This is a genomic window from Paraburkholderia sp. RL17-368-BIF-A, assembly GCF_046054045.1.
GTDB lineage: Bacteria > Pseudomonadota > Gammaproteobacteria > Burkholderiales > Burkholderiaceae > Paraburkholderia > Paraburkholderia graminis.
In genome coordinates this window covers 274067-293913 of sequence record NZ_JARESN010000005.1, presented here as the reverse complement: position 1 = coordinate 293913, position 19847 = coordinate 274067, and the positions used below count along the sequence as shown (strand labels likewise).

Annotated in this window: 19 protein-coding genes; 3 read left to right on the top strand and 16 right to left on the bottom strand. The window is 63.5% G+C overall.

Annotated features, from left to right (window positions below; genetic code table 11):
• Positions 1–252: 252 nt before the first annotated feature.
• The gene (locus P0D87_RS11780) at positions 253–2160 is read left to right on the top strand and encodes a glycosyltransferase family 2 protein (RefSeq protein ID WP_053858963.1); all 1908 of its coding nucleotides are present in this window, start codon (positions 253–255) and stop codon (positions 2158–2160) included.
• Between the two features lie 52 nt (positions 2161–2212).
• Here P0D87_RS11780 and P0D87_RS11775 read toward each other — a convergent pair whose 3' ends face one another.
• From P0D87_RS11775 to P0D87_RS11750, 6 genes are all read right to left on the bottom strand, one after another.
• Positions 2213–3133 (bottom strand): glycosyltransferase family 2 protein, encoded by a 921-nt coding sequence (locus tag P0D87_RS11775; protein ID WP_053857618.1) that lies wholly within the window; start codon positions 3131–3133, stop codon positions 2213–2215.
• Positions 3115–4008, bottom strand: a complete 894-nt coding sequence (gene rfbD, locus P0D87_RS11770) for a dTDP-4-dehydrorhamnose reductase (RefSeq protein ID WP_053857617.1) — start codon at positions 4006–4008, stop codon at positions 3115–3117. The genes P0D87_RS11775 and rfbD overlap by 19 nt, the downstream gene beginning before the upstream one ends.
• 6 nt (positions 4009–4014) lie before the next feature.
• Positions 4015–4566 carry a dTDP-4-dehydrorhamnose 3,5-epimerase gene (gene rfbC / locus P0D87_RS11765; protein ID WP_053857616.1) on the bottom strand — a complete coding sequence of 184 codons (552 nt, stop codon included), beginning with the start codon at positions 4564–4566 and terminating at the stop codon, positions 4015–4017.
• Complete coding sequence (gene rfbA / locus P0D87_RS11760; protein ID WP_053857615.1) at positions 4551–5444, bottom strand: glucose-1-phosphate thymidylyltransferase RfbA; 894 nt, start codon at positions 5442–5444, stop codon at positions 4551–4553. Before rfbA ends, rfbC begins: the two co-directional genes overlap by 16 nt.
• A 10-nt stretch (positions 5445–5454) precedes the next feature.
• The gene (rfbB, locus tag P0D87_RS11755) at positions 5455–6516 is read right to left on the bottom strand and encodes a dTDP-glucose 4,6-dehydratase (protein ID WP_053857614.1); all 1062 of its coding nucleotides are present in this window, start codon (positions 6514–6516) and stop codon (positions 5455–5457) included.
• Between the two features lie 429 nt (positions 6517–6945).
• The gene (locus P0D87_RS11750; protein WP_006048654.1) at positions 6946–7857 is read right to left on the bottom strand and encodes a GDP-mannose 4,6-dehydratase; all 912 of its coding nucleotides are present in this window, start codon (positions 7855–7857) and stop codon (positions 6946–6948) included.
• Positions 7858–8140: 283 nt separating this feature from the next.
• Between P0D87_RS11750 and P0D87_RS11745 the strand changes: the two genes are divergently transcribed.
• Positions 8141–9025, top strand: coding sequence for a symmetrical bis(5'-nucleosyl)-tetraphosphatase (locus P0D87_RS11745; protein ID WP_053858962.1), 885 nt, complete (start codon positions 8141–8143; stop codon positions 9023–9025).
• 30 nt (positions 9026–9055) lie between these two features.
• On the opposite strand, the gene P0D87_RS11740 is transcribed toward P0D87_RS11745, so the two are convergent.
• From P0D87_RS11740 to P0D87_RS11705, 8 genes are all read right to left on the bottom strand, one after another.
• On the bottom strand, positions 9056–9895 hold the full coding sequence (locus P0D87_RS11740) for a lysophospholipid acyltransferase family protein (RefSeq protein ID WP_053857613.1): 840 nt from the start codon (positions 9893–9895) through the stop codon (positions 9056–9058).
• 110 nt (positions 9896–10005) lie between these two features.
• Entirely contained in the window at positions 10006–11286 is a 1281-nt protein-coding gene (locus tag P0D87_RS11735; RefSeq protein WP_053857612.1) for a dihydroorotase, read from the bottom strand.
• A 98-nt stretch (positions 11287–11384) separates the two neighbouring features.
• On the bottom strand, positions 11385–12410 hold the full coding sequence (locus tag P0D87_RS11730; RefSeq protein ID WP_006048658.1) for an aspartate carbamoyltransferase catalytic subunit: 1026 nt from the start codon (positions 12408–12410) through the stop codon (positions 11385–11387).
• 134 nt (positions 12411–12544) lie between these two features.
• Positions 12545–13084 carry a bifunctional pyr operon transcriptional regulator/uracil phosphoribosyltransferase PyrR gene (gene pyrR / locus P0D87_RS11725; RefSeq protein ID WP_053857611.1) on the bottom strand — a complete coding sequence of 180 codons (540 nt, stop codon included), beginning with the start codon at positions 13082–13084 and terminating at the stop codon, positions 12545–12547.
• The gene (ruvX, locus tag P0D87_RS11720; protein WP_006048660.1) at positions 13071–13511 is read right to left on the bottom strand and encodes a Holliday junction resolvase RuvX; all 441 of its coding nucleotides are present in this window, start codon (positions 13509–13511) and stop codon (positions 13071–13073) included. The genes pyrR and ruvX overlap by 14 nt, the downstream gene beginning before the upstream one ends.
• A gap of 10 nt (positions 13512–13521) precedes the next feature.
• A complete protein-coding gene (locus P0D87_RS11715) occupies positions 13522–14100 on the bottom strand; it encodes a YqgE/AlgH family protein (RefSeq protein ID WP_029971036.1) in 579 nt (192 codons plus the stop codon).
• 346 nt (positions 14101–14446) lie between these two features.
• Positions 14447–15856 carry a FimL-related protein gene (locus P0D87_RS11710; RefSeq protein ID WP_053857610.1) on the bottom strand — a complete coding sequence of 470 codons (1410 nt, stop codon included), beginning with the start codon at positions 15854–15856 and terminating at the stop codon, positions 14447–14449.
• Positions 15857–16138: 282 nt separating this feature from the next.
• A complete protein-coding gene (locus P0D87_RS11705) occupies positions 16139–16309 on the bottom strand; it encodes a rubredoxin (protein ID WP_006047743.1) in 171 nt (56 codons plus the stop codon).
• 326 nt (positions 16310–16635) lie between these two features.
• Here P0D87_RS11705 and P0D87_RS11700 point away from each other — a divergent pair, with 326 nt between their 5' ends.
• A complete protein-coding gene (locus tag P0D87_RS11700; protein WP_006047744.1) occupies positions 16636–17496 on the top strand; it encodes a hydroxymethylpyrimidine/phosphomethylpyrimidine kinase in 861 nt (286 codons plus the stop codon).
• Positions 17497–17825: 329 nt separating this feature from the next.
• Here the strand turns inward: P0D87_RS11700 and groL are convergent, their stop codons facing one another.
• Both groL and groES read right to left on the bottom strand, forming a co-directional pair.
• Positions 17826–19466 (bottom strand): chaperonin GroEL, encoded by a 1641-nt coding sequence (groL, locus tag P0D87_RS11695; protein ID WP_053857609.1) that lies wholly within the window; start codon positions 19464–19466, stop codon positions 17826–17828.
• A gap of 52 nt (positions 19467–19518) precedes the next feature.
• Positions 19519–19809, bottom strand: coding sequence for a co-chaperone GroES (gene groES, locus P0D87_RS11690; protein ID WP_006047749.1), 291 nt, complete (start codon positions 19807–19809; stop codon positions 19519–19521).
• Positions 19810–19847 lie beyond the last annotated feature (38 nt).

The window sequence follows — 19847 nt, the reverse complement described above, 5'->3', positions numbered from 1 at the left end:
TCTGGCCACAATGTCGGCGACCCCAGGCCCGCTCCGCTTCCACGTAACGCGCCTGCTGCATCACACGAGTCGGAACTCGCCGCAGCAACCCAACGCGCCGAAGTGCTCGAGGAAAAACTGGCGTTCGCGCTCGAGAAGCTGACCCACTACGCGTCAGTAGAAAACGAGCGGGTACGACTCGAAGTCGAACTGCAACGCGTTCTTACCTCGCCGTCATGGCGTATCACCGCGCCGTTGCGTCGCGTGTCGGCGATGGCCCGTGCGCTCCGTCTTGTCTGGGGGACCATCGAGCGACAGGCCGAAGCGCAGGGCGGCTACGCTGGCGCGCTCGGCTACTACGCCAAAGCGCTGCGCCGCGGCGGCATAGCCGGCGCACGCGATCGCCTGCGCCGCTTGCAAAGTGGCGCGGGCTTCGCAGACAGACCGCCTTCGGAAGCCGTCTACAGCGCGTGGATCGATCGCTTCGACACGTTCGGCGAAGCGGAGCGTGACAAGGCGAACACGATCATGGCGACGTTCGCGCGTCAGCCGCTGATATCCGTCGTCGTGCCGACCTATAACAGCGACCCGGTGTTCCTCGAAGCCATGATCCAGTCGGTGCGGGATCAGGTCTATCAGAACTGGGAACTGTGCATCGCAGACGACGCCTCGACGAGGCCCGAGCCGGCGCAGATTCTGCGCCGATACGCGGCGCTCGATGAGCGGATCAAGGTTGTGTTCCGGGAGGTGAACGGTCATATCTCGGAGGCGAGCAATAGCGCGCTGTCGATTGCTACCGGCGAATACGTCGCGCTGCTCGATCACGACGATGTCCTGCCGGCTCACGCGTTGTTCTCGGTGGTGCGCTATATCAACAAGCACCCCGACGCTCGAATGTTCTACAGCGACGAGGACAAACTCACCGCTGACGGCAAGCGCGCGATGCCGTACTTCAAATGCGACTGGAACCCGGAACTGTTCCTGACGCAGAACATGTTCTCTCACCTGGGCGTATTCGAGACCGCATTGATTCGCGAAGCAGGCGGCTTTCGTAAAGGCTTCGAAGGAAGTCAGGACTACGACCTCACATTGCGCTGCGTGGAAATCGCAGGGCATGACAAAGTCGTCCACATTCCTCACGTGCTCTATCACTGGCGCATCGCGCCCGGCAGTACCGCCGGCAGCGGCAGCGAGAAGCCGTATGCGCTGCTGGCCGCCATTCGCGCGCTGCAGGAACACCTGAAACGCATCGGCGCGGAAGCGACCGTCGAACAGGTCTTCGACGAGCCGGCCATCCTGCACGTCCGCTATGCGGTGCCTCAGCCTGCACCCAAGGTGTCATTGATCATCCCGACACGCGACGGCGTTGACCTGCTCCGCCAGTGCATCGAAAGCGTTCTATTGCGAACCATTTACCCGAACTACGAAATCATCGTGGTGGACAATGGCAGCGTCAAAGAAGAAACGCTGAGCTACTTCGCGCAGATTTCGGAGAAGAGCAACGTTCGTGTTGTCCGCGACGATTCGCCGTTTAACTACTCAGCGCTTAACAATCGCGCGGTGGCTATGGCCACTGGCGACTATCTTTGTCTGCTGAACAACGACATTGAAGTGATTTCGCCTGACTGGCTCAACGAGATGGTCGGCGTTGCCTGTCAGCCCGGCCACGGCGCGGTCGGCGCGGCGCTCTGGTATCCGGACAACACGTTGCAGCACGGCGGCGTGATGATCGGCCTTGGCGGTGTCGCGGGCCATATTCATCACAAGATGAAACGCGGGCTGTTCGGTTATTTCGGTCGGGCGGTCGTGCGGCAGAACCTGTCCGCGGTCACGGCGGCCTGCCTCGTGATCCGCAAGTCGATCTACCACGAAGTGGGCGGTCTGAACGAAGAGCTGGCTGTCGCCTTCAACGACGTTGACTTCTGCTTACGCGTAGGCGAAGCGGGCTACCGGAATGTGTGGACACCGCACGCGGAGCTGTACCACCATGAATCGGCCACGCGCGGTTCGGATATGGACCCGGACAAGCGCGACAGGTTCGTCAGCGAGGTTCGATGGATGCAGAACCGTTGGGCGAGCAAGCTGGAATATGATCCGGCATACAACCCGAACCTGACGCTGAACCCGCAACTGCCGCTGTTCACGCTAGCCGACCCGCCGCGCACCCACATACTGGATTGACACCGGAAGGCGCGGCTCACACCAGCGGCCGTTGCCGGCCGTTGCGGCGTATTCACTGCCGACGGTACGCACCAAGCCGCCCGTGCCAACCGTCGCGAACCCCGCGCCACGCCATCGCAAGGTGATCTCTTCGCTGCTGCGGAAAGAAGCAGTAAATCAGCACGCGTATCGGGAGTTTGATGAGCTCAGTGCTTTTCCATGCCATCGGCATCGACGGGCGCTTGATCAACGCAACGACGTTGCGGAACTGGTAGTAGTGCCGCAACGGGCTGTGCATGGGATAGTTGCGCCCGAGCACGCGGACCGGCTCACCGCCGAGCTCGTGACTCATGCGCACCCAAGGGACACCGAGAACCTGGAAGCCTTTCCGCTTTGCGCGCACACACCATTCGAGATCGACGAAATCGATAAACAGCGCGTCGTCCATCGGACCAATGCTTGCCCACCAGCGCAGGTTGATACATGAGCCCGAGGTAATCAGAAAGTCGACATCGATCGGCTGATCGCCGGTGGGCGATACGCGTTCCAGCGCCCACCACTTGAAGCGAACGAACGATGCGACGCCGCGCAAGCGAGGGTCGTCGTAGGCGGGCCCGACCAGCGCAACGCGTTGTTGCGACGCGTTGGCGCGCGCGATGATCGCCGGCAACTCGACAAACAGCGATCCGGGCGGTTCGCTGTCCTGGTCGAAGAGGATCGCGACTTCGAAATCCTCACGAATGAGTATGTCGATACCCTGATTGATCGCGGTGGCAATGCCGAGATTCTCGCCGTTCGGCAAGTATTCGATCGAATCCGACAAGCCCAGGTCGCGGGCGGTAGAGACTGACGGCGTGTTGTCGATGACAACGCATCGCATGAAGGACGCGAGGCGGTTGGCGCGCTGCACGCAGGCCGCGTCGGGATGGTAGAAAACCACGACTGCGCCCGACCGCGGCTTCGGCGGCTCGCCATTCACTTCGTTGACATGCATAGGCGCAGAGCGTCCCGCCAGTCGGGCGCGCGTACGCCAAAGCTGGCAGCGAGCTTGTCGTTCGACATCCGTGAGTTGCTCGGGCGTGTGGCCGGCGTCGGATACGACGCAGCAGGTATGGGCTTCACCGTGGGCTTCCTCTCGAGTTGCGAATACTCGAAAATAGCTTCAGCGAAACCGTGCCACGACGTACTGCCCGAGGCGGTCAGGTGATAAACGCCTGAATGCTTTTCCCACCAGTCGGACTGATTCGGCGCAACGGCTTGCGCGAGTACGTTTGCGCTCAGGGCCGCAATCGTGTTGGACCACGTCGGCGCTCCATACTGGTCGGCAACCACGCTGAGCTCATCGCGCTCTGCGCCGAGACGCAGCATGGTGAGCAGGAAGTTTTTGCCCCGCGTCCCATATACCCAGCTCGTGCGGAAAATCAGATGCGCGCAGCCGGACTGCGCGATCGCCTGTTCGCCCGCGAGCTTACTCTTGCCGTACACGTTTTGTGGATTGACCGCGTCGGTCTCGACATACGCGCCGGCCTTGGTGCCGTCGAATACGTAGTCCGTCGAATAGTGAACGAGCGCCGCGCCGAGCCGCTTCGCTTCTTCCGCGAGCACGCCGGGCGCTTCCGCGTTCAGACGCATGACTGCGTCGATATCGGTTTCGGCTTTGTCGACCGCCGTGTGTGCAGCGGGATTTACGATGAGTCCCGGCTTCACTTCGCGCACGACGCGCCGCACCTGCTCCAGGTCGGCGAGATCTAGCGCGCTACGCTCTAGCGCGACGACCTTGCCCAAACCTTGTAGCGTGCGCGCCAGTTCAAAACCGACCTGGCCATTGACGCCGGTCAGAAGGATCGTTGGTTGATCACCCGCGCTCATACGACCTCAGGAGAAATGCTCAGCGTCGGCGAGGCGCTTGGCCGCCGCATCTTTCGCCGCGAGCAGCGGCTCGAAATCAACAGGCCATTCGATACCGATGGCGGGATCGTTCCAGAGAATGCTGCGCTCATGCTCGGGGAACCAGTAGTCGGTCGTCTTGTAGAGGAACTGCGCGGACTCCGACAGCACAAGGAAACCATGCGCGAAGCCAGGCGGCACCCACAGTTGCCGATGGTTCTCCATCGACAACGTCACGCCAACCCACTTGCCGAAGTTCGGCGAACTCTTGCGAATATCCACGGCGACGTCGAACACTTCGCCTTCCACGACACGCACGAGCTTGCCCTGCGCATGTTGAATCTGATAGTGCAAGCCGCGCAGCACGCCTTTCGCGGAACGCGAATGATTGTCCTGCACGAACGTCACGCCAGCCTCGACATGCTCCGCGAATTCCACGGCATTAAAGCTCTCGTAGAAATAGCCGCGCGCATCGCCGAACACCTTCGGCTCGATGATCTTGACTTCGGGCAGCGCCGTAGCGGTTACTTGGATGGCCATGCAACTTGGTCCGTAAGAATGTTTTGCAGATACTGCCCGTAGGCGTTCTTCGCGAGCGGCGCGGCGAGCGCGAGCAACTGCTCGGCGCCGATCCACTGCTGGCGATACGCGATTTCCTCGGGACATGCGACCACGAGGCCCTGGCGCTTCTGCAACGTCGCAATGAACGTGGCTGCTTCGATCAGCGAATCATGCGTGCCCGTGTCGAGCCACGCGTAGCCGCGGCCCATGATCTCGACATTGAGCGCGGCGTTGGCGAGGTAACGCGAGTTGACGTCGGTGATTTCAAGTTCGCCGCGCGGCGACGGCTTGATGTCCGCCGCGATGTCGCAGACCTGCTTGTCGTAGAAATACAGACCCGTGACCGCGTAATTCGAGCGCGGCTTCGCGGGCTTTTCCTCGATGGACAATGCGCGGAACTGCTTGTCGAACTCGACTACGCCATAGCGCTCCGGATCGTGCACGTGGTAGGCGAACACGGTCGCGCCGTCGACCTGATCGTTCGCACGCTCGAGCTGCTTCGCGAGATCATGACCGTAGAAAATGTTGTCGCCGAGAATCAGCGCCGACGGATCGTTGCCGACGAACTCGCGCCCGATGATGAACGCTTGCGCGAGGCCGTCCGGCGAAGGCTGAACCGCATACTGAATGTTCATGCCCCACTGGCTGCCGTCGCCGAGCATGGCTTCGAAGCGCGGCGTGTCCTGCGGCGTGGAGATGATCAGCACGTCGCGAATGCCCGCCACCATCAGCGTGGAGAGCGGGTAGTAGATCATCGGCTTGTCGTAGACCGGCAGCAGCTGCTTTGAAACGACATGGGTGATCGGATAGAGCCGGGTGCCGGATCCGCCCGCGAGAATAATGCCTTTGCGCGCCATGACCGTGCCTTTACGCGCGTTGCGCGTAGTTGGTCTCAACCCACTTGCGGTACTCGCCCGAAGCGACTTCGTCAGACCATGCCTGATTGTCGAGATACCACTGAACAGTTTTTGCCAGACCCGTTTCGAATGTCTCCGCGGGCTTCCAGCCGAGTTCGCGCTCGAGCTTGCGGGCGTCGATTGCGTAACGGCGATCGTGGCCCGGACGATCCTTCACGTAAGTGATCTGGTCGCGGTACGAACCGGCCGTTTTCGGACGAAGCGTGTCGAGCAGATCGCACAGCGTGTGCACGACCTCGAGGTTCTTCTTCTCGTTCCAGCCGCCGACGTTGTATGTTTCGCCCGGCACGCCGCGCGCGAGCACTTCGCGAATCGCGCTGCAATGGTCGCCGACATACAGCCAGTCGCGCACGTTCTGACCGTCGCCGTATACCGGCAGCGGCTTGCCGCCGAGCGCGTTGGCGATCATCAGCGGGATCAGCTTTTCGGGGAACTGGTACGGGCCGTAGTTGTTCGAGCAGTTCGTGGTCAGCACCGGCAGGCCGTACGTGTGATGGTACGCGCGCACCAGATGGTCCGAGCCCGCCTTGGTCGCCGAATACGGGCTATTGGGCGCGTACGGCGTGGTTTCGGAGAACTGCGGATCGGTCGCGGACAGCGAGCCGAAGACTTCGTCGGTCGAGACGTGCAGGAAGCGGAAGGCTGCCTTCGCGGCTTCGTTTAGCGTGTTCCAGTAGCTTCGCGCGGCTTCGAGCAGCGTGAACGTACCGACAACGTTGGTTTGCACGAAATCGGCCGGGCCGTGGATCGAGCGGTCAACATGGCTTTCCGCGGCAAAGTGCAGCACCGCGCGCGGCTTGTGTTCGGCGAAGAGCGCGTCCATGGCGGCGCGGTCGCAAATGTCCGCGCGCACGAAGACGTGCTTCGGATTGCCTTGTTGCGACTTGAGCGTGCCGAGATTGCCGGCATAGGTCAGCTTATCGACGTTCAGCACCGCTTCGTCCGACGTATTCAGCCAGTCGAGCACGAAATTGGCGCCGATAAAGCCGGCACCGCCCGTAACCAGGATCATGAAATTCCCTTCCAGATATCAGCGACGGCCCGGCATTGATGAGCCGGCCGCTCGCCACGCGTTGTGGTGTTCGATTATTGCGGCGCCCGCGGCCTTGCACGGCACGCAGGCGCTTGGACGCCAATCTTATGAAGCCCAGATTATAAAGCCGCGCGGAGCAAAAACTAGAACCCTAACAACTTGAAACAGCTTGACAAGTCTGGTTTCCGGTGCAGTTTGCGAAGTCGCATAGGGGCGTTGATGCTTGCCGGGTCGGCGGGGCGTATGCAAAAGATTAACGCGCGGTCAGATGCTCGGGCCGAAAGGCAAATCGCGGCGTTGCGAGAAAGGAATCGAAAAGCATCGAAGGGACATGCCGCGGACCGCGTCATTGCGCCGCCGGCGGCATTTGCAGGACGGGCGAGCGCCCGTCCATGAGCTGCAGGCGCTTCAGGCCGCGAGCATCCAGCGCAGCGTATCCATGAACGGAATGGCTTGCACCTCGGGAACCAGCGAGCGCAGTTTCGCGGGCGAACCGGCGAGGACCTTCACATCCGTTTGGCGGACGAACGCGGGATTGACATGCACTTGCAGCTTATGTCCGGTCATGTCGCTGGCCGCGGACAGAATCTCGCGCAGCGTATAAGGCGTGCCGGTGCAGACGTTCACCGTTTCGCCTGCCGCATCGGATGTCAGCAACGCTTCGTAAGCACGCGCCACATAGCGCACGTCGGAGAAATCGCGCGCGACGTCGAGATTGCCGAGTTCAATGGATGGCTCGCGCCGCGCGAAATGCTCGACGATCTTCGGCACGAGAAAGTTGGACGCCTGGCCGCGCCCGGTGTAGTTGAACGGCCGCGCGATCAGGATAGGCAGCCGCTCGAACCACGTATGCACCATCGTTTCCATCGCCGCCTTGCTCGCGGCGTAGTGGTTGACGGGCGTGAGCGGGAAGCTTTCGTCGATCGCATCGCTCGTCACGTTGCCATACACGTTCGCACTGCTCGCGATCAACACCTTGCGCGGCGTGTGGCCGGTCGCGGCGCACGCTTCCAGCAGGTTCAGCGTGCCGATCACGTTGACGCGGTAAAAATCGAGCGGATCGTCATGGCCGACGAAGCTGATCGCCGCAAGATGCACGATATAGTCCGGCCGCACGGTTTCCATCACATGCCGGCAGTTTTCCGGCGACGTGATGTCGAGCCGCAGGCGCGTCGCCGTTTCGGGCTCGTCATGCCCGGCAAAGGTTTCGATCACGGTATGGCCGCGACCGGCGAGATTCTCGACCAGATAGCGGCCAGTAAAGCCGCTCGCTCCAGTGACGAGCGTGCGGACGGGTTGCTTCGCATGGGAAGACGACATGCTTTCTCCGTTCACGAGGGTCATCCTGTTGTGATGCAATATTGCGCCGGTCGTTCACTGCGGCGGATGCGAACTGCGGCCAGGTTGCAGGCGTAGTGGTCGCGTACTGACCGCTTGTGGCCGCGCAGTGGCCCTTCGACCGCTCGGCACACACGTCATGGCCGCCGCACCGCGCGATGCCGGCGCTGCAAACGGGCTATTATGTCACGCTCTTTTGCTGCACCGCCCCAACGCGGCACGCCTCCTGCATCGCCGCGCGTATCGAACCGCCAACATTTCGTCGATGACACCGTCAACCGCGCCTTCACCCGCTTTGCCAATCTCGCAGCAGCAGCCCGTGCCTCTGGCTTTCGGCGATCTGCAAGGCTGCCGCACGCCGTTCCAGCGACTGCTCGCGAAGGCCGCGCCTCCCGCCGGCACGCCGCTGTGGTTCGCGGGCGACCTGATCAACCGCGGCGCCGAGTCGCTTGCGACGCTGCGCGACATCATCGCGCTCGGCGATCGCGCGGTGCCGGTGCTGGGCAATCACGATCTGCATTTGCTGTCGGTATCGGCGGGCATTCGCAAGTCGAAAAAAGGCGACACCATCGACGACATTCTCTCGGCGCCCGATGCCGCCGATCTGCTCGAATGGGTTCGTCATCGCCCGATCGCCCACTACGAGAACGGCATGCTGATGGTGCATGCGGGCGTCGTGCCGCAATGGGACGTGAACCTCACGCTCGAACTCGCCGACGAATTGCAGCGCGCGCTGCGCGCGCCGAACTGGAAGGAAACGCTCGCCGGTCTGTACGGCAACGAGCCGAGTTTATGGACGCCGCAATTGAAGGGCATCGAGCGGCTGCGCGTGACCTGCAGCGCGTTGACGCGGGTGCGCTTCTGCAACACCGAAGGCGCAATGGACTTCAGCAGCAGCGGTGGCCTGAACGCCGCGCCGCCTGGCTGCATGCCGTGGTTCGACGTGCCGTGGCGCAAGACCGCGGACGTCACCGTCGTATTCGGCCATTGGGCCGCGCTTGGTCTGACGTTGCGCGACAACCTGATCGGGCTCGATTCGGGCTGCGTGTGGGGCGAGAAACTGTCAGCAGTGCGGCTTGCGGCGAATCCCGCTGAGCGCACGCTCACTCAAGTGGAATGCGAGAACTGCCGCGCGCGCGGCGGCAACTAGACAGCGCTCGTCCGAAAAACGCTCAGACGCTCAGACGCTTGGCGAGCGGCCGGACTGATCGACCGGTTCGATCAGCGTCTCGTTGCTCGCTGACGACTCCACGCGCTCGACAACCAGTGCGCCGCTCGTTGCCGCACCGCCCTGCATTTCCCGCAGCGCGGCCGCAACGGCGCCCTGCGCTTGCGCCGCCAAAGCACGGCGGTCGGCGCCAGGTGGAAGCGGCTCACACACGTAGACATGCGCGGTCAACGGGCCGCCGCGCAGCAGCAGATTGAGCGAGTCGGCGAGCGAAAGATCGTCGATATAGGCAGGCGCCGTCGACTGCCGGCCATGCGCGTCTTCATACATGATGCACAGCGGCTGCACCGGCACGGACGCCGACACCGCCGCCTGAAACATGTTCGCGTGAAACGGCAGCAACTCGAGACCATTCGACGTCGTGCCCTCCGGAAACACGCACATCAGTTCGCCGGCGCTCAAGCGGTCGGACAACTCGTGCATGATCCGCTTCGCGTCGCTGCGTTTCTCGCGCTGGATGAACACCGTATCGAGTTGCTGCGCGAGCCAGCCGACCAGCGGCCAATGCCGGATTTCCGCTTTGGACACGAACGGCGTCGGCCGCCATGCGTTGATCACGTAGATGTCGATCCACGAAATGTGATTGGCGACCACCAGCGCGCCGCGATCGAGCCGCGCGCCATCGTTATGGACGACGAGGCGCATGCCGCACAGTCGCAGCATCTTCAGCGACCACGCGCGATTAAGCGCGTGACGCCGGTCGGCATCGGCTTTCGGAAAACGCGTGGCGACGATCCACATGCCGTGCAGCAGATGCACGATGAGACGGGCCTTGCGTAACGCGAGCTTCATGGTCGGAGCTTTTCCTGGCGGGTCGATGCGGTGGCTGCGGTCAATGCGAAGTCAGTACGTGTCGATGCCTGAGTCATGCCGCGAACATCAGCGCAAACATCAACGCAACATCAACGCTGTTCGAACGCGATGCGACCCGACACGATGGTCGCACGCACGCGCGCCGGCAGTTCGTAGCCGAGGAACGGCGTGTTATGCCCCTGGCTCTTCAGCGCGCGCGGCTCGACGCGCCAATGTGCGTGACGGTCGAACACGCACAGGTCCGCCACGCTGCCCACGGCGACGCGGCCAGCCGCGTCCAGATCGAGCACTTGAGCCGGCGCGGCCGTGATGCGGTTGAGCGCCTTCGCGAGCGGCACGCCGGCTTCGTCGGCCCATTTCACCGTCAGCGACAGGAACAGCTCGAGGCCCGTTGCGCCCGGTGTGGCTTCGCCGAACGGCAGCAGTTTTTCGTCGTCATCGACGGGCGTGTGGTCAGAGCAGATCGCGTCGATCGTACCGTCGACGAGACCCGCGCGAATCGCTTCGCGATCGCGCTGCTGACGCAGCGGCGGATCGAGGCGGAATTGCGCGTCGAAGTAACCGATGTCGAGATCGATCAGATGGACGTGATTCACCGTGACGTCGCACGAAACCGGCAAGCCCTCGGCCTTGGCCTCGCGCATCAGCGCAATGCCCGCCGCCGACGACACATGCGACAGATGCACCCGCGCGCCCGTCACGCGCACGAGTTCGAAGATCGTATGCAGCGCGATGGTTTCCGCCGCGACGGGCACACCCGAAAGGCCGAGCCGCGACGCCAGCGCGCCGCTCGCGGCCACGCCGCCCTTGCCGAGATACGCGTCCACAGGACGCAGCCACACGGTGAAGCCGTATGTCTTTGCGTATTGCAGCGCGCGCATCAGCACCTGCGTATCGACCACCGGCGCGTCGGCCTGCGAAAAGCCGATGCAACCCGCCTCGGTCAACTCCACCATTTCGGTGATGACCTGGCCTTTGAGGCCGACGGTCAACGCGCCGAGCGGATACACGTGCGCCTGATCGAGATTGCGCGCGCGGAACTTCAGCATTTCGACGAGGCCGGGTTCGTCGAGCGTGGGATCGGTGTCCGGCGGGCACACAAGGCTCGTCACGCCGCCCGCGAGCGCCGCGGCCATTTCCGATTCGAGCGTGGCCTTGTGCTCGAAGCCAGGCTCGCGTAGACGCGCCGACAAATCGACCAGACCGGGCGCGATGTGCAAGCCGCGGGCGTCGATGGTTTGCGTCGCCTCGAAATCGGCGGGCGCGTTGCCGAGCGCGACGATCTTGCCGTCCGCGATAAAAACGTCCTGCTGCTGTTCGGAGCCCGCTGCGGGGTCGATCAGCGTGCCGCCTTCAATGTGAATCTTCATGCGCTGCCTTAGTTGTTTCAGCCGGGTTCGGCGAAGGTTTTGCGTTCGTTTGCCGCGTTCGTTTGCCGCGTTCGTTTGCCGAGTGTTCGAGCCGCGAATCAGTCGTTATTGCCCGCGACAATCCCCATCACCGCCATGCGCACCGCGATGCCGAACGTCACCTGATTCAGGATCACCGATTGCGGACCGTCCGCGACCTGCGAGTCGATTTCGACGCCGCGGTTCATCGGGCCCGGGTGCATCACGATTGCATCCGGCTTAGCGAGCGCGAGCCGCTCGGGCGTCAAGCCCCAGCTCTTGAAGTACTCCTGCGCCGATGGCAACAGCGCGCCGCTCATCCGCTCGTTTTGCAGACGCAGCATGATGATCACGTCGACGTCCTTCAGCCCTTCGTCGAGGTTGTGGAACACGCGCACGCCCATCTGTTCGAGGCCGCCCGGCAGCAGCGTGCGCGGACCGATCGCGCGCACTTCCGGCACACCGAGCGTGGTCAGCGCATGAATGTCCGAGCGCGCGACCCGCGAATGCAGAATGTCGCCGACAATCGCCACACGCAGATTCGTGAAGTCCTTCTTGTAGTGGCGGATCGTGTACATGTCGAGCAGCCCCTGCGTGGGGTGCGCATGACGGCCGTCGCCGGCATTGATCACATGCACGTGCGGCGCGCAGTGCTGGGCGATCAGATACGGCGCGCCGCTCGAAGCGTGACGCACGACGAACATGTCGGCGTGCATCGCCGACAGATTGTTGATCGTATCGAGCAGCGATTCGCCCTTGCTCGTCGACGATGCATTGATGTTCAGATTCAGCACGTCCGCCGACAAACGCGTGGCCGCGATTTCGAACGTGGTGCGCGTGCGCGTGGAGTTCTCGAAGAACAGATTGAACACCGACTTGCCGCGCAACAGCGGCACCTTCTTCACCTCGCGATCCGTCACGCTGACGAACTGGCTCGCGGTGTCGAGAATGTGATTGACGATCGCCTTCGGCAAACCTTCGATCGACAACAGATGCTTGAGCTCGCCGTTTTTCGTGAGCTGCGGGTTGCCCTTCAGGAAGCCATAACGGAAGCGCTCGGTGGCGCTATCGGCGGAATCCTGCGGAGCCTGGGTGGCGGTGTTCATGATTTACCTGCTTGAAATACGGGCTTCAACGTGTTGGTGCGATGCGGCGTTGGAAGCGGCGCTGGCAGCCGCACTTGCAGCCGCGCTTGTTGCTGCACTTGTTGCTGCACTTGCAGCCGCACTTGCATCTGCACTCAATCGACGCGTGCTTCGGTATGAAACGTGAAACGCGGCTGACCGGCGCTGCTGCTTTCGTCGCGCGCGAGCACGAGCGTGGCGTCAGCGGGCACATCCACCACGCCGCCGACAAAGCGTGCCGCTACCGGCAACTCGCGCCCGCCGCGATCGGCGAGCACGGCCAGTTCGACCGCCGCCGGACGGCCGTAGTCGTACAGCTCATTGAGCGCCGCGCGAATCGTGCGGCCGGTGTACAGCACGTCGTCGACCAGAACGATGCGGCGGCCGTCGACGGAAAAAGGCAGCGATGTCGGGCTCGCCTGCGAGTGCAAACCCTTCTTCGCATAGTCGTCGCGATGCAGCGCGACATTGACGACGCCGAAGCTCGGCAGGTTCAGGTCGCGCGCGAGCCGTTCGGCGAGCCACGCGCCGCCGCTGTAAATGCCGGCCAGCACGGCGCCGTCGGCGCCGTCGTGCGCACCGAGCTTGTCGCCGTACGCGGCGCGAATCTGGTCGAGCAGCGCGCGGTATAGCGCTTCAGCGTCAATGGAACTCATGGGTGTCGGAAAGTCCGTCAAGATATTGCTGAAGGATGATGCTGGCGGCTTCGGCGTCGAGCATATCGGCGCGGCCCTTGTTGGCGCGCGTGGTCGCTTCCGCCTCGACCGACGAATAGCGCTCGTCGACCCACGTCACCGGCAAATTGAAGCGGCCGTTCAACTGATTGCCGAAGCGCTTTGCGAGCTGCGTCATTTCGTGCGGCGTGCCGTCCGGATGCATCGGCAAGCCGACCACGAGCGCGTCCGGCTTCCATTCGGCAATCAGCTTGCCGACTTCGGCAAAACGATATTCGCGGCTGCGATTCTGCACGATGACGAGCGGCCGCGCGCTTCGGGTAAGCGAATTGCCGACCGCGACGCCGATGCGCTTTTCACCGTAATCGAACGCGAGCAGCGTCGCCTCGCGTCCGCCCGGCAGGCTCATGCGGCGCCTCTCATGCGTGCCCGGCCTCGCCCGACAGCATGGACAGCGAGACGCCGAGCAGCGCGAGCGCGGCTTCGAAGCGCTCCTCGGCGGGCACGTCGAACACGATTTTCGGATCGGCCTCGACGGTGAGCCAGCCGTTCTTCGAAATCTCTTCTTCGAGTTGGCCCGCACCCCAGCCGGCGTGGCCGAGCGTGAGCAGAAAACGCTCGGGACCGGTGCCGCTTGCGACCGCCTCGAGCACATCTTTCGACGTGGTCATCTCGAGACCGCCCGGCACCGACATGGACGACGTGTAGGTATTGCCGTCTTTCGGATCGTGCAGCACGAAGCCGCGCTCGGTTTGCACCGGGCCGCCGAAATACACGGGCACGTGAAGAAGAGGCTCGATTTCGAGCTTGAGGTCGATGCGACTGAAGAGCGCTTCCAGGTCGATGTCGGTCGGCCGGTTGATCACGAGGCCGAGCGCGCCGCGCTCACTGTGATCGCAAAGGTAGACCACCGTTCCGGAAAACGTCGGATCGGCCATGTTGGGCATGGCGATCAGGAACTGGTTAGTCAGATTGATGCGATCGGTACTCTTGGACATAGTTCGGATTTTAGCAAAGACGGTGCAGGATGGCGGGCTTTGAGCAGCGTGGAGCGGCGGCCGGAGTGATGCGGCGTGCCGCGAGCCATCGACGGCGATTCATGTTGCACTCTATCACGCACGCGCGCGTTGCCACGGTGCCGATTCGCGGTGCGCGGCGGCTTGCGCGGCGCGGTGTTGGCGTGGCCTGGCCGCGTGGTTCTCATGCGGCCTGCGGGACGAGCGCGGCGCCTTGCTGAAGTTGCTTGCCGCTCGCGCCTGAATCACGCGCCGCCCTGTTCAGGTTACGTGCCGCTCGCCCGAACCGCACGCTGTCTTGCCCACTTGCGTGGCGCACACGCCTCGATCACGCGCCGCCCTGCTCGATCGCCCGCGTCAACGCAGCGAGCGCCGCGCCGCTGGCCGGCGGCGCCACGCCTGCGGCCACCTTGTGCAGCGTCGCGCGCAACGCCTCGGCGGCGTTTTCGAGCGCACTGGCCGCAGGCGCGTCGACGATCACATGCGCGCGCACTGCAGGCGTCGAAACCCCGGCGTGCGCGCGACGCCGCCATGCGAGCCCGAGTGCATCCGCGAGCAGCGCGACATGGCCAAGGCCCAATGCGCAAGCCGCGGACCCGAGCCGGTACGCGGCGTCGCCGGCTTGCAGTGCTTCGCTGGGATCGGCCTTTTCCGGCTGGTCCGCGGCGCGCGCGTGTTCGGCGAGCGCGGAGATGGCGGCGTCCGCCGTCTGCAGAAAGTCTTCGTAGGCATGGGCATTGACGCTCAGCACGCCGAGGTCGCGCGTCATCGACGTGTGCGCGCTGAACGATTGCGCCTCGACCGCGCCGGCTTCCCAAAGCATTTCCGATGCCTGGGTGCCCGCGACGTGCCAGTCGACCGTCAAGCCGTAATCGTGCAGCACCTCGACCTGGTCGGCGTCTTCGGCGGCGGCGCCGAACAGCGCGTAGTCGCGCCACAGCAGCGCGAGCGTGGCCCGCACGAGCGAGCGCTGCGCGCGTTCGATGCCGCGCGCGTGGTCGGCGAGCGCGAGGTTGCAGCGTGCGTAGAAGCGCCGCGCGTCGGGCTCGCCGGCCGCGCGCCCGCTGACGCGCAACGCGCGCGCGCAGGCCTTGGCGAGGCGCCAGAAATCGTACGGATCGGGACCGGCCAGCTCGGTGAATACGGCGTCGAGTTCGTCCAGTGCGGCTTGCGTCGCTGCGCGCGCCGCCGCGCTGCCCGTGTCCGGCTGCGAGCGCAGCACCGGCAGCAGCGCGCGCTCATAGCGCGCCCGCAGATGCGCCAACTGCTCGGCCGGCTGCGCGTGAAACGACACGGGCGGCACGGGGCGCGCGGTCAACGCGAGATCTTCGTACGCAACGGGCGACGCGGCGCTGTGCTCGCCGAGATGGGCGCACAGCGCGCGGTAGTGATCGAAGAGCGTGGGCGAACAGGCAAGTTCGCGCAGATTGTGACGCTCGAGCGCCGCCCGGAAATCGCGCAGCGCCGCGCCGAAGCCCGGCCGCACGCTCTCGGCCTCGGCCGGATCGCCGGCCGCGAGCGGCGAAAGGCGCACCAGCACATCGGCGAAACGCGTGGCGCTCAGCCAGCCGGCGCTGCGCAACGCGTGCGAGACGCGCACCAGGGCGGTCGTGCAACCAGTGTGCTGCTCGAACGCCAGCAGCGCTTCAGCGAGCGCCAGCTCCGCGGGGCGTACGGCGCCGCCGCGCGGGTTGGGCAATGCGTCGAAGGAAACGGGAGCTGCGGATCGAAGAGTCATGAGTTGGCGACGGAAAGTCGGCGGGCCGCCGCCTGGCGCTGCGCGCAGACCGAGCGCCTAACGCGGGAACCGGCGACTGAACAGTGACAAATGCGCAATGACAAACGCGCAACGACAATGCGCAACCACAATGCGCGGCGATGCGTGCCCAGTGACGAATGCTGAAGAGCCAATGCACCGTGCAATACCGGCGATATCAGCTTGTGATTGCGACACCGCCGGCACGGCGACGTTCCGGCGCGATGCCACACTCTGGCCGAGCGCCGCCGGCCGACTTCGATGTCAGATCTGGACCATCTCGAAGTCTTCCTTGCGCGCGCCGCATTCCGGGCACGTCCAGTTGATCGGGACGTCTTCCCAGCGCGTGCCCGGCGCAATGCCTTCGTCCGGCAAACCGGCTTCTTCGTCGTAAATCCAGCCGCAAATCAGGCACATCCAGCTTTGATATTCCATTCTTGTGTCGCGTCGTGAAGTCCGGGGAAACGGGAGCCATGATGGTACCGTGTTGCCGCCCCAATGCCTAGCAATGGCAAACGCCCAATGCAGGCGGCTCACGACGGCGGGCAGCGCTGGGCGGATCACGCGGCGCAACATGTGGCGCCGCGCCACACGGCGGGCGCGCGTTGCGGCAGGAAGCGGCAGGCGGGAAGCAACAGGGAGCGGCAGCAAGCGGCAGGGAACCGCCCTGTGCGAAAAAACGCCCCCGCGCCGGTTTAGGACGCATAATTGAGCCAATTGCGCACCTGATGCGCCGAAAATACTGCTCCTCGTAAATCTTCATGCCCAGCGACACGCCTCCGATCGTCCTCACCTTCGGTCTTTCCGATCCCACCGGCGGCTCAGGCCTGCAAGCCGACCTGATGACCCTTGCCAGCATGGGTTGTCATGGCGTCTCCGTGCTCACCGGCTACACCGTGCGCGATTCCGCGACCTGCGACGAGGTCAACGGACTCGATCCTGAAGTGGTCGCCACCCAGGCGCGCATGCTTCTCGAAGACATGCCGATTGCGGCGTTCAAGGTCGGCGCCTGCACGCGCGCCGAAGTCGTGAGCGCGATCGCCGAGGTTGTGGCGGATTACGACGACATTCCGCTGATTCTCGCCCCGGACTTCACGCTCGACGACGAACACGTGCTCGCCGCCGACGAACTTCGCGAAGCCATCGCCGACCTGCTCGCGCCGCAAACCACCTTGCTGGTCGCCGATTCCGCGACGCTGCTCGCCCTCGCCCAACCGGACGGCGACGCCGAAGCGCCGAGCCTCGACGCGGCGATCTCGCATCTGCTGTCGCATGGCTGCGAATACATTCTGTCGACGGAAACGGGCACGCACCGGCTCGTCAATACGCTTTTCAGCGAAGACGGCCAGTTGCGTCAGGACATGTGGGACCGCGGCAGCAACCGGATCATGGGCATCACCGACACGCTCGGCTCGGCGATCGCGGCGCTGCTCGCCAACGGTCAGGAGCCTGCGGAGGCGGTTCGCGAAGCGCAGGAATATCTGTATCAGGCGATACGCAGCGCATTCCGGCCAGGCATGGGCGCGTATATGCCGGACCGCTTCTTCTGGGCTCGCGGCAGCGATGACGAAACGCCGCCGGCCGCCGGCAAGGACGCGGCGCCAGGCGAAGCAAGACATTGACTGGCGCGCGAGTCCGTATCGCGTCTTGCGAACTGGGCACGCGGAGCATGTTGCTGACGCCGCCGCGCGTCAGCCAGCCGCTTGATGGGAGCGGCCGCCGTCGCGATCCAGGCTTTAGTTCAACCATGCAACTCCGCGCGCACAGGCGCCTTCGACGCTGCCGCGACCTTCCCTGCCGCGCTGCGAAAGCGCGAACCCAAAGCACGAAGCCAAAGAAAAACCCGCATTTCTGCGGGTTTTTCTTTGGCAAGGCGCACCTCGCGGTGCGCTTTCGCATGAGCTCCCGGTTGAGCCTGTAGACCAGGCCCAACCGGGGAGCGGACACGAAATTACATGTCCATGCCCATGCCGCCCATGCCGCCGGGCATGCCGCCAGGCATCGGTGCATCTTCCTTCGGCAGTTCGCAAACCGCTGCGTCGGTCGTCAGCAGGAGACCTGCCACCGATGCCGCGTTTTGCAGTGCCGTGCGCGTGACCTTCGTCGGGTCCACGACACCGGCGTCGACCAGGTCGACGTACTCGCCGGTCGCTGCGTTGTAGCCGTAGTTGCCCTGACCAGCAGCAACTGCCGCCACCACGACGCTGGCTTCTTCGCCGCCGTTCGTGACGATCTGGCGCAGCGGCTCTTCCATTGCGCGCAGAACGATCTTGATACCTGCGTCCTGATCGGCGTTAGCGCCCTTCAGGCCGGCGATCGCCGTACGTGCGCGGATCAGCGCAACGCCGCCGCCAGCAACGATGCCTTCTTCCACAGCTGCGCGCGTTGCGTGCAGTGCGTCTTCGACACGTGCCTTCTTTTCCTTCATTTCGACTTCGGTCGCAGCGCCGACCTTGATCACTGCAACGCCGCCTGCCAGCTTGGCAACGCGCTCTTGCAGCTTTTCACGGTCGTAGTCCGACGTTGCTTCTTCGATCTGCTTGCGCACTTGCTTGACGCGCGCTTCGATGTTCGCACCTTCGCCAGCGCCGTCGATGATCGTCGTGTTTTCCTTGCCCACTTCGATACGCTTCGCCTGGCCCAGTTCTGCCAGCGTTGCCTTTTCGAGCGTCAGGCCGGTTTCTTCAGCGATGACCTGGCCGCCGGTCAGGATCGCGATGTCTTCCAGCATGGCCTTACGGCGATCGCCGAAGCCCGGAGCCTTCACAGCAACCGTCTTCAGAATGCCGCGGATGTTGTTCACCACCAGCGTTGCCAGTGCTTCGCCTTCGACGTCTTCTGCGATGATCAGCAGCGGACGGCCAGCCTTGGCGACCTGTTCCAGAACCGGCAGCAGATCACGGATGTTCGAGACCTTCTTGTCGTGCAGCAGCACGAACGGGTTCTCGAGCACGGCAACTTGCTTGTCCGGGTTGTTGATGAAGTACGGCGACAGGTAGCCGCGGTCGAATTGCATACCTTCGACAACGTCCAGCTCGTCTTGCAGCGACTTGCCGTCTTCGACGGTAATCACACCTTCCTTGCCGACCTTGTCCATTGCTTCAGCAATGCGGTCGCCGATCGACGAGTCGCTGTTTGCCGAAATCGCGCCAACTTGTGCGATTTCCTTGTTGGTCGTGCACGGCTTGCTGATCTTGCGCAGTTCTTCGATTGCAGCCGTCACAGCCTTGTCGATACCGCGCTTCAGGTCCATCGGGTTCATGCCCGATGCAACGTACTTCATGCCTTCGCGGACGATCGACTGAGCCAGGACCGTTGCGGTCGTGGTGCCGTCACCTGCGTTGTCGCTGGTCTTGGAAGCCACTTCCTTGACCATTTGCGCGCCCATGTTCTGGAGCTTGTCTTTCAGTTCGATCTCTTTCGCGACCGACACACCGTCCTTGGTGACCGTCGGGCCGCCGAAGCTGCGTTCCAGGACAACGTTGCGGCCCTTCGGACCCAGCGTGACCTTCACAGCATTCGCGAGGATGTTCACGCCTTCGACCATCTTGGCACGGGCGGAATCACCGAATACGACGTCTTTAGCTGCCATCTTCTAACTCCTTGAATTCTCTGGATATAACCGTGTAAGTAGCGCTTTGCGCTTACTTGTTGACCACGGCCATGATGTCTTCTTCGCGCATGACCAGCAGTTCGTTGCCGTCGACCTTGACGGTCTGGCCTGCGTACTTGCCGAACAGAACGCGGTCGCCAACCTTCACGTCGAGGGCGATTTGTGCGCCCTTATCGTCACGCTTGCCCGGGCCGACGGCCAGGATTTCGCCCTGATCCGGCTTTTCTGCTGCGGCTTCGGGGATCACGATGCCCGACGCGGTCTTGGTTTCTTGATCCAGACGCTTGACGATCACGCGATCATGCAAAGGACGAAGGTTCATACATACTCCTCTCTTGATTGAGACTGAAGAACGCTTGG